This window comes from Halomonas sp. McD50-4 (genome assembly GCF_022348135.1).
GTDB lineage: Bacteria > Pseudomonadota > Gammaproteobacteria > Pseudomonadales > Halomonadaceae > Vreelandella > Vreelandella piezotolerans.
Window position 1 is genome coordinate 1 of the sequence record NZ_JAKRFG010000022.1, and the last position, 12,283, is coordinate 12,283.

The following is a 12,283-nucleotide window of genomic DNA, read 5'->3' on the forward strand; positions in this document are numbered from 1 at the left end:
GACCAACCTACCACAGAGCTCTAACTTTCTGACAAACAAGAGGTTTTCCAACCTCATCACCGCTGGTAACGCTGGGCGTCCCCGGCAGCGGATGCGTACTTTACGGATTCGATGCCGGGTTGGCAAGAGGGTTTTGTAAAAAAACTCCAACATCTTTCTGCCAAGCTGAAATGCTGTATATCACTTACCTCCTTAGGCTGGAGGAGTCATCGCGCCCATCGCCCCAGCTACTAGCGACTCAGAACTCAAATCGGCAATCGTACGAGCCCCTGTCAGGGTCATGGCTACCTTCATCTCTTTCTCGAACAGATCGAGCAGGTGAGCAACTCCGGCCTCGCCTGCCGTTGCCAGTGCATAGATGAAGGCACGACCAATGAGCGCAGTGTCCGCCCCCATGGCAATCATGCGCACGACATCGAGACCACTGCGCACGCCAGAATCGGCCAAAATCGCCAGATCACCTTTCACCGCATCCGCAATGGCAGGGAGCGCACGCGCGGTCGAAGGTACGCCATCCAGCTGTCGGCCGCCGTGATTGGACACCACGATCCCATCGGCACCAAAGCGCACGGCATCCCGCGCATCTTCCGGATCCAGAATCCCCTTAATGATCATGGGACCATCCCACTGCTCGCGTATCCACTCCAAATCTTTCCAAGAGATGGACGGATCGAAGTTATCACCCAGCCAAGCGATGTAATCTTCCAGTTCGGTGGGCTTGCCACGATAGTCAGACACATTGCCCAGATCATGAGGGCGACCATGAATACCCACATCCCATGCCCATAGCGGATGCAACGCCGCCTGAAGAATGCGTCTCATGGGGCCATGCTTACCGCTCATCCCTGAGTGCGCATCACGGTAGCGAGCGCCGGGCACCGGCATATCGACGGTAAAAATCAGCGTTTTCACACCTGCCGCCTTGGCGCGCTCAAGAACATGTTTCATGAAGCCCCGGTCTTTTAGCACGTAGAGCTGGAACCAAATGGGGCGATCGACGGCAGCGGCCACTTCTGCGATGGGGCAAACCGATACGGTAGAGAGTGTAAAAGGAATCCCTTTCTTGGTCGCGGCACGCGCCGCCTGGACTTCTCCACGTCGAGCATACATACCCGCCAACCCGACGGGCGCCAGCGCCAGCGGCATCGCTAGCTTCTCACCCAGCAGCTCGGTTTCCAGTGACAGCGACGACATGTCTTTGAGCACACGCTGGCGTAGCGCGACGTCACGCAGATCGTCGGCATTTCGCCGCAATGTATGCTCGGCATACGACCCACCATCGGCATAGTGAAAGAGGAAGGGGGGAAGGCGGCGCTTGGCAGCCTGCCGATAGTCCGTAGAAGCAGAGATGATCATGACGGGCCCTATGCACGGAAGACGTTATTGTAAGTAGCCATTAAAAGTAGGCGCGAATTCGCTGATGATGGCGTTACACTCCGACCGACCGCAAACAGCGACACGCCTGTCATCAAGCCAATATTGGTAATACCAATTGACAAATAATGATCAATAACGTTAATGACAAGCTGGTGGTATGTCAAACGAAGATCCCTTCTTACGTGCAAACCAACTTTATACTTTAGTTTACTCGAAGTCGCTAACACGGTGGGTATTCGCTGCTTGAGTAGCGCTCTAAAACACCTTACTATTGGTCTTACCAATTAAGGGAGCCCCACCAATGACCTACCCTCCGCTCCGTCAACAGCGCCTTGCCGACGTGATAACGGAACGCCTGGAAGCCATGATCTTGGAAGGCAGCCTCAAGCCCGGCCAACGTTTACCGCCAGAAAGGGAGCTTGCCGAGCGTTTCGGCGTATCGCGCCCTTCGCTGCGCGAAGCCATTCAGAAGCTAGCGGCTCGCGGCCTGCTCATCAGCCGCCAGGGAGGCGGCACCTTCGTCAATGAAACGCTGAATAGTGGTTACACTGATCCGCTGCTGGAAATGCTCTCGCGCCATAACGAATTCCATTTGGACCTGCTGGAATTTCGTGACGCCATGGAGGGCATTTCCGCCTATTATGCGGCCCTTCGCTCCACGCCTGCCGACAAAGCCGTGCTCATTCAGCGCTTCGAGGAACTGGACGGTGGCTTCGTCGGTGCCGATCCTGCGCAGGAAGCCAAACTAGACGCCGCGTTTCATCTTGCCATTGCGGAAGCAGCGCACAACGTGCTGCTGCTGCACACCATCCGCGGCATTTTCCACCTGCTCGAGCAGAGCATCGTGGATAATCTGGCCCATCTGTTTGCCAAGCCCGACTCGCGCACGCAACTCATGAAACAGCACCGTGCTTTACTGGACGCCATCTTAGAAGGCCGTGCCGAAGACGCCCGCGCCCGCGCCCATGAACACTTGGTGTACGTAGAGGAGGGCTTGCTGGAGATGGCCAGAGCCGAGACTCGCGCCCAGCGCGCGTTACGCCGTGCCCAGGGCACCAGCAGCCCGGCATGAACAGTCATGTCAGTCCTACCGCGCGGCGCTGGCGGCTGCTATGGCTGATCGTCATTCCCCTAGGGCTACTGCTATGTATGTGGCAAGCGTCCCAGCTCGCTCGTGAGCAGGCACTCTCGAATCTTCAAGATGATGCCGAAAACGAGCTGCGCCTTTCTGCAGCCAACTTGAACGGCTATCTGCTGCGCTACGACTACCTGCCACAAATGCTGGCCACGCGGGAAGGCATCCAACGCTTCTTGGACTCCCCCGAGAGCCAGGACCCCATGCCACTCAACCTGCTGCTGGATCGTTTTCGATTCACTTCAGGCGTATCGGACGTTTACCTGCTTGATCGCGATGCCGACACCATCGCGGCCAGCAACTGGCATCGGCCCAACACGTTCATTGGTCAGAACTACGCGTTTCGCAGCTACTACTCCGATGCCATCGCGGGTGGCCAGGGACGCTTTTTTGGGCTAGGGATCCAGTCGTTAGAGCGCGGCTACTACTTTTCCTCTCCGGTGTGGCTGGACGACACCTCTCCCGATGCCAAGCCCGATGGTGTGATCGTGGTAAAAGTGCTGCTCGATGACGTCGAGGAGAGTTGGGCCGAGCAGGACGCCGAACTGTTCGTCACCGATAGCGACAACATCATCTTCATGGCCAGCCACCCCGAACTGCGCATGAATGCCCTCTACCCATTGAGCGACGTCCAGCGCAACGCACTGCGCGCTACTCGCCGTTACGCCATGGAGCCGCTATCGCCCTCCGGCATTCAGCTGGATACTCCTTACGCGCCCGGCAGCTATTTGGTGAGCTTCGCGCATGGCCCACTGAGCGGGGGTCGCTATTTAAGCCTCACCCGGCCAATTCCTGAGTTTGGCTGGCAAATGCATATTCTCAAACCGCTGACGCCGGTCATCAATGCTCAGTGGATTGCCGCTTTTATGGCAGGGGGGCTCTATAGCGTTATCGCCCTGGCAGGCGGCATTGGCTGGCAGCGCCTAAGGTTACGTCGAGAGCGTGAAGCGTTTGCCGAGCGAGAGCGTCAAACGTTGGCCCGGGTGCGCGATGAGCTTGAAGTCAGCGTCGAGCGTCGCACCCGGGATCTGGTCGCCAGTAATCAGCGTCTTTCGGATGAAATCGAAGAGCGGCGGCGAGCAGAGGCCAACTTGCGTCAAACCCAGGATGAACTGATCCAAGCCGCCAAGCTCGCCGTGCTAGGTCAACTGGCGGCGGGCATCAACCATGAGCTCAACCAACCCCTCGCCGCCATTCGCGCCTACGCCGAAAACGCCCGGCGCTTTATCGAGCTGGCACGCATCGAGCGCGCTGACGCCAACTTGGCGCATATCGTCGAACTCACTGAACGCATGGCCGACATTAGCGCCCAACTGCGCCAATTCTCTCGCAAAAGCAGCGATCGTCAAGAAACGATTTCGGTTCAAGCATGCATCGAGTACGCCCTGCGCCTGTTTCATAGTCGCCTGCGCGATGACGCTATCCACGTGGTTCATCAGTGGCCCGAAGAGACCCTCTGGGTAGAGGGCGACTTAGTGCGCCTTGAGCAGGTACTCGTGAACCTGATTGGCAACGCGGTTCAGGCAATGAAGGAGGCCGAGGCACCTGTTCTGACGCTGAGTGCCCAAATAGACGACGCGCACATCGTCATCAGCGTGGCAGATAATGGCCCAGGCATTGCGACGGATCATCTAGGCCATATTTTCGAGCCCTTTTTTACCACCAAAGCGCCGGGCAGCGGACTAGGGCTAGGACTCTCGATCTCCTCGCGTATTATGGAGGACCTGGGAGGCAAGCTACAGGCCCGCAATCTTGTCGATGGCGGCGCCTGCTTTACGGTAACTCTGCCACGTTCGCCAGCGCCTTCCGCCTCCCGCCATGAAGAGGAGAACCCTTCCCATGCATGAGCCGTCGACACTGCCGGTCATGGTGATCGACGACGAGCCGCATCTTCGTATCACCGCCAGTCAAACCTTAGAACTCGCCGGTTATACGCCCCACTGCTTCGAGTCGGCCGAGCAGGCACTGGCCGCACTGCCAGCCAATTTCCCCGGCGTCATCGTCAGCGATATTCGAATGCCAGGCATGGACGGCATGTCCCTGTTGCATGAACTGCATAGCCGCGACGCCACGCTGCCGATCATTCTGATTACCGGCCACGGCGATATCTCCACCGCCGTGGAGGCAATGCGGGCAGGCGCTTGGGACTTCCTGGAAAAGCCTTTCGCAGGCGACCAGCTGCTGGATGTGGTGAGGCGTGGCATCGAAAAGCGCCAGCTCAGCCTCGAAAACCTGCGTTTGAAAGCCGAGCTAGAGGTGCAGCAAGCCGCACTAGGGCCACGTCTGGTCGGGAGAACGCCAGTGATCTCACGTCTCGCCGCGATGATTCAGCGCATCAGCCAAGTGGAGGCCGACGTGCTGTTGTTTGGCGAGACCGGCACCGGCAAAGACCTGGTTGCTCGGGCGATTCATGAGCGTAGCGCCCGGCGTAACAGCCCCTTTATGGCCATCAACTGCGGCGCGGTGCCAGAAAACACGATCGAATCCGAACTGTTTGGTCATGAGAAAGGGGCATTTACTGGCGCAGTGGAGCGGCGCATTGGCAAATTCGAGCATGCCAACGGTGGCACGGTCTTTTTGGATGAGATCGAATCGATGCCGCTGGCGCTGCAGGTGAAACTGCTGCGCGTATTGCAAGAGCGTAGCGTGGAGCGCCTCGGCGCCAACGAAGCAGTGCCGCTCGATATTCGTGTGATCGCTGCCACCAAAGTGGATCTAAAAATGGCCGCGGAGGAAGGGCGCTTTCGTGAAGACCTCTACTACCGACTCAACGTGGTCACGCTGCCCCTTCCCGCTCTGCGTGAGCGGCGCGAAGATATTCCCCTGCTGTTCCAGCACTTTGCCGTCGTCGCCGCCAACCGCAGCGGTTTGGAAGCGCCTACCCTGGATAGCCATGCGGTTGCGGCCCTGTTGGCCCACGATTGGCCTGGCAACGTTCGCGAGCTGCGCAATTTAGCAGAGCGTTACGTGCTGTTAGGCGCGGCGTTCGACTACCGTCTGGATGTCTTGCTCGAGGGGGTCACCGCAGATACGCAAGAACCCACGCTGCCACGCCAAGTAGAGTTGTTCGAAAAAAGTCTGATCAGCCAATCCCTGGCACGTCATCATGGCCGAGTGACCGATGTGTGTCGTCATTTAGGGATTCCGCGTAAAACGTTTTACGACAAGCTAAAGAAACATGGCCTCAGCGCCGATGACTATCGCCACAGCAGCGAGCCTTGATGAAATAACTCCAGCAGCACGCTCCAGGGGGGTACCCAAGGCATCAGCACCAACAGGGCGATCAGCATCAATAGGTTGGATAGCGGACGGCGGCTATCCCCCAGCTTCAGCGCTGTCCCGAACGAGCGCTTGAGCCGTGCACCTTCCAAATCGACACTAAACAGCTCGTCCAGGCCCAAGTGGATGATAAAACCCAACAACACCGCCGCTCCATGGGACCACGCCAGCCAGGCAGGCTGCGCCAATACGTGGTAACTGATAGCGGCGGCGGCCAGCGCACAGAGCCCTGCCGCCATCAGCGAGTGCCAGATACCACGATGCACTGTCAGGCGCGAAAATAGCACCGCCGCTAAATAGCGCACCGAAAAATAGATGCCCCCGCAGGCCACCAGCAGCAACCCAGGCGTCAGCCAGGGCTGGAGCAGCAGCACGCCCAACACCAGCGAAGGAACGGATAATAGATTGAAAATCAGTCGTATAGAGCGAGAGCGGTCGGCGTCGATGTCAGGCAGGATCCCGCCAAACGCCACCAGCGCAATGACCAGCAGTGCTTGAGGCGCTCCCCACCACTGGGCTTGCCAGCCAACGTAAGCCATTAGCGTGCCGCCCGCTGCTGCTACCGTAATATGCGTGCGAAAATTAGCCATGTCGCGGCACCCTAGAAAACTGGATAAATTACCAGATTTTTAGAGAGCGCAACATGGCTATTTTAGAAAAAAGAGTGGTTAGGCAAGCGCTTAGCGTCCGCTGTCGGTATCACTGAGAAACCGGTCTTTTAACTTGACATAATTACCCGCCGTGTAAGGAAAGAAGGCGCGCTCTTTCTCTTTCAGCGGGCGCAGCGCTTTTGCCGGGTTGCCTGCATAAACGAAGCCGCTCTCCAGCCGTTTCCCGGGTGTCACCACGGCGCCAGCGGCTATGATGACCTCATCTTCGACGACGGCCCCATCCATGACGATTGCCCCCATTCCCACCAGGATACGGTTACCCAGCGTGCAGCCATGCAGAATGGCTTTATGGCCGATGGTCACGTCGTCACCAATGGTCAGCGGAAAACCCTCCGGATTGAAGTCGCTCGCATGGGTGATGTGCAGCACGCTGCCATCCTGAACGCTGGTCCGCGCGCCAATGGTGATACGGTGCATATCGCCACGAATCACGGTCATCGGCCATACAGAACAGTCGTCGCCTAGCGTGACATTGCCGATCACCACGCTAGCGGGGTCGATATAGACACGCTCACCCAACTGCGGCGAGACGCCTTGATAGGTCCTTAAGGCACTGCTCATGGCACACTCCTCTGAAGCATTTCGCGTTTCGTAACGACACATGATGAGGGAACTATAACAACCCACCCAGTAGAACGATAAACGTCAGTGGAATCGATACCCAGCGGACGATAGTGCGCCACAGGACATAACCACCATCGCCCACGCCCAGCGCTTTCACGACCAGCGCTTGCGGCATCACCCAGGCGGCAAAGGTGGCAATCAGCAAACCGCCCAAGGGTAGAAAGATGTCAGGCGGAATACTGCTCACTAGCTCGAACACGTTACGGCCAAGCAGTGGCCGGAACTCGGCCAGCGTGGAAAATGAAAACGCCGACAGCAGGCCGAGAAGCCAAACGCTGATGGCCACCACGGCGGTGGAAACACTGCGTCGCCAACCCAGCCCTTGCAGCGTTGCCACCATTGGCTCGGCCAAGTTGATCGCCGAGGTCCACGTGGCGAGCAGCAGCAGTAAGAAAAAAACGCTGAGCCAGAGCGAGCCCCACGGCAGCTCGGAAAACGCGATCGGCAGCGTCACGAACATCAGTCCTGGGCCATCGGCAGGGTCCATGCTTTGCGCAAACACCACCGAGAAAATCGCGATGCCCGCCAACAGCGCCACACTGATATCCAGCACTGCCACAGCGAAAGCCGCTTTGGGCAGGCTCTGCTCATCGGGCATATAAGCACCGTATGCCATCAACGCGCAGGCCCCGACAGCCAGGGTAAAGAACGCGTGACCCATGGCGTGCAATACAACCGCGGGCGTCACGTCGGTAAAGGAGGGTAGAAAGAGCCAGGACAGCGCCGTGCCAAAACCTGTGGTGGTAGTGGCGTAAACGGCCAATAGCAGCAGCAAGCCGTAAAGCAGCGGCATCAGCAGGTTGTTGAGACGCTCGAGTCCCTTGGCGACGCCCGCGGCCACCACCGTCATGGTCATGAACAGAAACAGCGAGTGATTGAAGATCAGCAGCCCTGGATTCGCTAGAAAGGCTTCGAACCCCGCGCCGATCTCGGCAGCGCTGGCGCCGTGGAAATTGCCGTTCACCGAGGCGACCAGAAACTCGATCGACCAGCCGGACACCACCGAATAAAACGACAAAATACAGAACACGGTGAACGCACCAAACAGCCCCAGCCAACGCCAGTACCGTGACGCCCCGGCTTCGGATGCCAACACGCCGAGCGCCTGCATCGGCCCGCGCCGCCCGGCACGCCCGATGAGAATTTCCGCCATCATCACGGGAATCCCAAGTAGCAACACGAACGCCACATAAATCAGCAAAAAAGCAGCGCCGCCGTTCTCTCCCGCCACATAGGGGAAGCGCCAAATATTACCCAGCCCAACCGCAGCACCTGTTACCGCCAAGATAAAGGCCCGCTTCGACCCCCAGCGCTCTAGCGTTTCACTCATTACTTGCTCCTGCCATGGGTGGCATTGTTTGGTGACACTTGCAAATTAAGGATATGGAAAGGCGGCAAGACTAGCAGGCACCCGCCCCCAGGCCAAACGCTTGCAGCGGGCCGAGCATTGAAACAGCGCCCTACTGCCCGCACTGTGTCATCATCAGTGCATGCATTGTGTGCACCTTCACTTGATGACTGCCGAGGTACTTATGTCCCGCAACCCGTTGCTAGAGAGTCACGAGCTTCCCCCTTTCGCCGACATTCGTGCCAACCACGTAGTGCCCGCCGTAGAAACGCTGCTCGATGAAAGCCGCGAGGCGATTGATCGACTCGCCCAACAGGCCGCTACGACGCCACCCACATGGGAGAATTTTGCCGCCCCACTGGAAGGCGTGAATGACCGTCTTTCCCAAGCCTGGTCGCCGGTATCGCACCTCAACGGCACCATGAACACGCCAGAGCTGCGCGACGCGTACCAAGCCTGTCTGGAAAAACTCTCTGCGTTTGGCACCTGGGTTGGCCAGCACGAAGGGCTGTTCAAAGGCTGGCAGGCGCTAAAAGAGAGCGAGAGTTGGTCAACGCTGACGGCCGCCCAACAGCGTACGGTGGATAACGCCCTGCGCGATTTTCGCCTGGCCGGGGTCGATCTCCCTGCGGATAAGAAGGTTCGCTACGGCGAGATTCAATCCCGCCTCTCGACGCTGTCTAATCAGTTCTCCAACAACGTGCTGGATGCCACTCAGGCGTGGCACAAAGACATTCAGGATCGTGCGTCGTTGGCTGGCGTTCCTGAGAGCGCCCTGGAAACCCTCAAAGCCCTGGCAGATGCCAAAGGCGTGGAGGGCTACCGTATTACGCTGGATTTCCCGAGTTTCTTCCCCATCGTCAGCTACGCCGACAGCCGTGAACTGCGCGAGGAGGTGTATACCGCCTTCGTGACCCGAGCCTCCGACCAGGGTCCCAACGCGGGTAAGTTCGACAACGCGCCCATTTTGGAAGAGATTCTAGCCCTGCGTCAGGAGTTGGCGCAGCTGCTGGGCTTCGCGACCTACGCCGACTACTCGCTGACCACCAAAATGGCGGACTCCCCCACGCAGGTGTTGGACTTTCTGGAAGATCTCGCCCGTCGCGCCAAGCCTCAAGCGCAAGAGGAGTTTGCCGAGCTCAGCGCTTACGCCCGCGACGAGCTCGGCATCGAGACGCTCAAACCCTGGGATGTCGCCTACGTCAGTGAAAAGCTTCGCGAAGCGCGTTACGCTATCTCCCAAGAGCAGCTGCGTCCCTACTTCCCCGCGCCACGGGTCGTCGATGGCTTGTTCCAGGTCGTCGAGCGTCTTTATAACGTGCATATCGAAGCGGATGACAGCGCCCCGAGCTACCACGACGATGTCCGCTTTTACCGCATCAGCGAGCACGGCAAGCCGATTGCCGGTTTCTATCTAGATCTCTACGCCCGTGAAGGGAAACGTGGCGGCGCGTGGATGGCCGACTGCCGGGTACGCCGCAAAACCGATAACGGCGTGCAGCTCCCCGTGGCCTTTTTGACCTGCAACTTCACCGCGCCGGTGGGCGGCAAACCTGCGCTCCTCACCCATGACGAAGTGACCACGCTGTTCCACGAATTCGGCCATGGCCTGCATCACATGCTGACCAAGCAGGAGGTGGCCGACGTCTCAGGCATCAATGGCGTCGCCTGGGATGCGGTAGAACTGCCCAGCCAGTTCATGGAGAACTACTGCTGGGAGCGAGAAGGCCTCGACCTGCTAGCCAAACACGTAGACACCGGCGAACCGCTGCCAGACGTTCTGTTCGAGCGTCTGCAAGCGGCCAAAAACTTCCAGTCTGCCATGGGCATGGTGCGACAGATCGAGTTTTCACTGTTCGACCTGCGCCTCCACCATGAGCTGGAAGCACCTTCGGCTAGCGATGTACAAGCGCTGCTCGACGACGTGCGTCGCCAAACCTCCGTCGTACCGGTGGTCGACTTCAACCGCTTCCAAAATAGCTTCAGCCACATCTTTGCAGGCGGCTACGCCGCTGGCTACTACAGCTATAAGTGGGCGGAGGTCCTCTCTGCCGATGCCTGGAGTGCCTTTGAAGAGGCGGGTATCTTTGATCCCACCACTGGCCAGCGCTTCCGCGAGGAAATTCTTGAGCAAGGCGGCGCTCGGGATGCCGCCGAGCTATTCCGTGCTTTCCGGGGCCGTGAACCCAGCGTCGAGCCGCTGCTACGCCATAGCGGTATCCGCGCGGCCTAAACCGACCGTTTCGATACGGTGCGGCGGCTCAGCCGTCGCACCTTGGGAGCCAAACCGATGTCGAGTGTTAAACGTTTTATCGCGGGGGTGACTTGCCCACGCTGCGCCGCCATGGACCGTATTCGCGCTTGGGAGCAAAACGGTATTCGCTACCGGGAGTGCGTCAGCTGCGATTTTTTCGAACAGTTGCCCATTGAGGACGACGCAGCCCCTGAACTCACCACTCGTGTGAATCAAGTGCGCGATGAGCAAAAAGTCCAGGACGTGCAGCCTGTGCGTATTCTGGATCCTGGCAAAAAGAAGTAACGCCCTCGCCGACCCATCGACCAACCCCGGGTAGCGACTAAGGCGCTGCCCACTCAAGGTGTGCGGAATTCCGCACATCACCCCGCTTACCCCGTGCGAAAAGCCAGACACTTACCGCGTTTTGCATTTCAACCAAAGTTGAAGACCATTTTCTCAATCTATTGATTTAAAAATAAAAATACGTACATGGCACGAGTATCGCTCTGTATAAGCTGCTTAATGATGAAGCACTGGCGGTGTCCCACACGCGCCAGACGATAATCCCAATAACAGCTTAGGAAAACTCGCCATGCGCAATACGATGCCCAAAACGATTGCCCTGCTCGCTGGTGGCGCGCTACTCGCCGCCGGTACTGCCCACGCGGACCGCTCCGAGTGGCCAACCAACTTCACGGTGGGTACGGCCAGTCAAGGCGGCACCTACTTCGTTTACGGCTCTGGCTGGGCAAACTTCATCGCCGATGAGCTCGGTGTTTCAGGCGGCGGCGAAGTGACTGGTGGCCCTACCCAAAACCTGGCGCTAGTACATAGCGGCGATATGGCGTTCGGCCTAACCACCATGGGACCGGCTTCCGATGCCATGAAAGGCGAAAGCCCGCTGGCCCCAGGCCTAGTAATGGACAACGTGTGCGCGCTGTTCCCGATGTACGAGACTCCGTTCTCCATCGCAGCGCTCTCGAGCTCTGGCATTACTTCCATCTCTGAGATTCCTGACGGTGCGCGCATCGGCTTCGGCCCGGCGGCATCGACGTCTGACACCTACTTCCCAGCCATGCTGGAAACACTGGGCGTCAACTTCGAGCGCCGTAACGGCGGCTGGTCGGATCTGGGCGGTCAGCTTCAGGACGGCTTGCTGGACGTCGTCGCGTTTGCTGCAGGTATCCCGATTCCGGCGGTTAGCCAGTTAGAAGTACAAACCGACGTGAACATCATCGAATTTACCGAAGAAGAGCTGGCCACCGTGCTGGAAAACTATCCGGTTGCTGAATTCACCATTCCGGCCAGCACCTACACCACACTGGAAGAAGATGCGCGCGCCGTCTCCATGTGGAACTTCGCCATTGCCGGTTGTGACCTGCCGGAAGACTTCATCTACGAAGTCACCAAGGCGACCATGGAAAACAACGATCGGATGCGTGACGTACACCGCAGCGCTGAAACCAGCATCCCGGAGAACATCGTTCATAACAACGTACTGCCCTTCCACCCGGGTGCAGCACGCTGGTACGAAGAGAACGGTTACGACATCTCTGACGATATGATCAAGTAAGTACGCCGCACCATCGCGCTGCCCCGTCACCGACCCTGTC

General features: G+C 58.4%; 10 protein-coding genes. 6 read left to right on the plus strand and 4 right to left on the minus strand.

Annotated features, from left to right (window positions below):
- Positions 1–192: 192 nt before the first annotated feature.
- Positions 193–1,356: an FMN-dependent L-lactate dehydrogenase LldD gene (gene lldD / locus MHM85_RS17695; protein ID WP_239286558.1), complete on the minus strand. Its 1,164-nt coding sequence runs from the start codon at positions 1,354–1,356 to the stop codon at positions 193–195.
- Between the two features lie 322 nt (positions 1,357–1,678).
- Here lldD and MHM85_RS17700 point away from each other — a divergent pair, with 322 nt between their 5' ends.
- The 3 genes from MHM85_RS17700 to MHM85_RS17710 are packed head-to-tail and all read left to right on the plus strand — an operon-like array spanning position 1,679 to position 5,734.
- A complete protein-coding gene (locus tag MHM85_RS17700; RefSeq protein WP_139528552.1) occupies positions 1,679–2,449 on the plus strand; it encodes a GntR family transcriptional regulator in 771 nt (256 codons plus the stop codon).
- The gene (locus MHM85_RS17705) at positions 2,446–4,359 is read left to right on the plus strand and encodes an ATP-binding protein (RefSeq protein WP_139528553.1); all 1,914 of its coding nucleotides are present in this window, start codon (positions 2,446–2,448) and stop codon (positions 4,357–4,359) included. Before MHM85_RS17700 ends, MHM85_RS17705 begins: the two co-directional genes overlap by 4 nt.
- Positions 4,352–5,734: a sigma-54 dependent transcriptional regulator gene (locus MHM85_RS17710; RefSeq protein ID WP_139528554.1), complete on the plus strand. Its 1,383-nt coding sequence runs from the start codon at positions 4,352–4,354 to the stop codon at positions 5,732–5,734. Before MHM85_RS17705 ends, MHM85_RS17710 begins: the two co-directional genes overlap by 8 nt.
- Here MHM85_RS17710 and MHM85_RS17715 read toward each other — a convergent pair.
- The 3 genes from MHM85_RS17715 to MHM85_RS17725 form a co-directional block, all read right to left on the minus strand.
- Complete coding sequence (locus MHM85_RS17715) at positions 5,710–6,381, minus strand: metal-dependent hydrolase (RefSeq protein WP_139528555.1); 672 nt, start codon at positions 6,379–6,381, stop codon at positions 5,710–5,712. The two genes, MHM85_RS17710 and MHM85_RS17715, sit on opposite strands and share 25 nt — an antisense overlap.
- A 90-nt stretch (positions 6,382–6,471) precedes the next feature.
- Entirely contained in the window at positions 6,472–7,023 is a 552-nt protein-coding gene (locus MHM85_RS17720) for a gamma carbonic anhydrase family protein (RefSeq protein ID WP_139528556.1), read from the minus strand.
- Positions 7,024–7,075: 52 nt separating this feature from the next.
- Entirely contained in the window at positions 7,076–8,416 is a 1,341-nt protein-coding gene (locus MHM85_RS17725) for a sodium-dependent transporter (RefSeq protein ID WP_139528557.1), read from the minus strand.
- A gap of 202 nt (positions 8,417–8,618) precedes the next feature.
- Between MHM85_RS17725 and prlC the strand changes: the two genes are divergently transcribed.
- From prlC to MHM85_RS17740, 3 genes are all read left to right on the plus strand, one after another.
- Positions 8,619–10,667, plus strand: a complete 2,049-nt coding sequence (gene prlC / locus MHM85_RS17730) for an oligopeptidase A (RefSeq protein WP_139528558.1) — start codon at positions 8,619–8,621, stop codon at positions 10,665–10,667.
- A gap of 57 nt (positions 10,668–10,724) precedes the next feature.
- Complete coding sequence (locus MHM85_RS17735) at positions 10,725–10,973, plus strand: YheV family putative zinc ribbon protein (RefSeq protein ID WP_139528559.1); 249 nt, start codon at positions 10,725–10,727, stop codon at positions 10,971–10,973.
- A gap of 289 nt (positions 10,974–11,262) precedes the next feature.
- On the plus strand, positions 11,263–12,243 hold the full coding sequence (locus tag MHM85_RS17740; protein ID WP_139528560.1) for a TAXI family TRAP transporter solute-binding subunit: 981 nt from the start codon (positions 11,263–11,265) through the stop codon (positions 12,241–12,243).
- Positions 12,244–12,283: the final 40 nt, after the last annotated feature.

Bases quoted from the DNA above. Each gene is read 5' to 3' on its own strand.
- MHM85_RS17740 (WP_139528560.1), top strand. From the start codon at position 11,263: ATGCGCAATACGATGCCCAAAACGATTGCCCTGCTCGCTGGTGGCGCG.
- lldD (WP_239286558.1), bottom strand. From the start codon at position 1,356: ATGATCATCTCTGCTTCTACGGACTATCGGCAGGCTGCCAAGCGCCGC.
- prlC (WP_139528558.1), top strand. From the start codon at position 8,619: ATGTCCCGCAACCCGTTGCTAGAGAGTCACGAGCTTCCCCCTTTCGCC.
- MHM85_RS17710 (WP_139528554.1), top strand. From the start codon at position 4,352: ATGCATGAGCCGTCGACACTGCCGGTCATGGTGATCGACGACGAGCCG.
- MHM85_RS17725 (WP_139528557.1), bottom strand. From the start codon at position 8,416: ATGAGTGAAACGCTAGAGCGCTGGGGGTCGAAGCGGGCCTTTATCTTG.
- MHM85_RS17715 (WP_139528555.1), bottom strand. From the start codon at position 6,381: ATGGCTAATTTTCGCACGCATATTACGGTAGCAGCAGCGGGCGGCACG.
- MHM85_RS17705 (WP_139528553.1), top strand. From the start codon at position 2,446: ATGAACAGTCATGTCAGTCCTACCGCGCGGCGCTGGCGGCTGCTATGG.
- MHM85_RS17700 (WP_139528552.1), top strand. From the start codon at position 1,679: ATGACCTACCCTCCGCTCCGTCAACAGCGCCTTGCCGACGTGATAACG.
- MHM85_RS17720 (WP_139528556.1), bottom strand. From the start codon at position 7,023: ATGAGCAGTGCCTTAAGGACCTATCAAGGCGTCTCGCCGCAGTTGGGT.
- MHM85_RS17735 (WP_139528559.1), top strand. From the start codon at position 10,725: ATGTCGAGTGTTAAACGTTTTATCGCGGGGGTGACTTGCCCACGCTGC.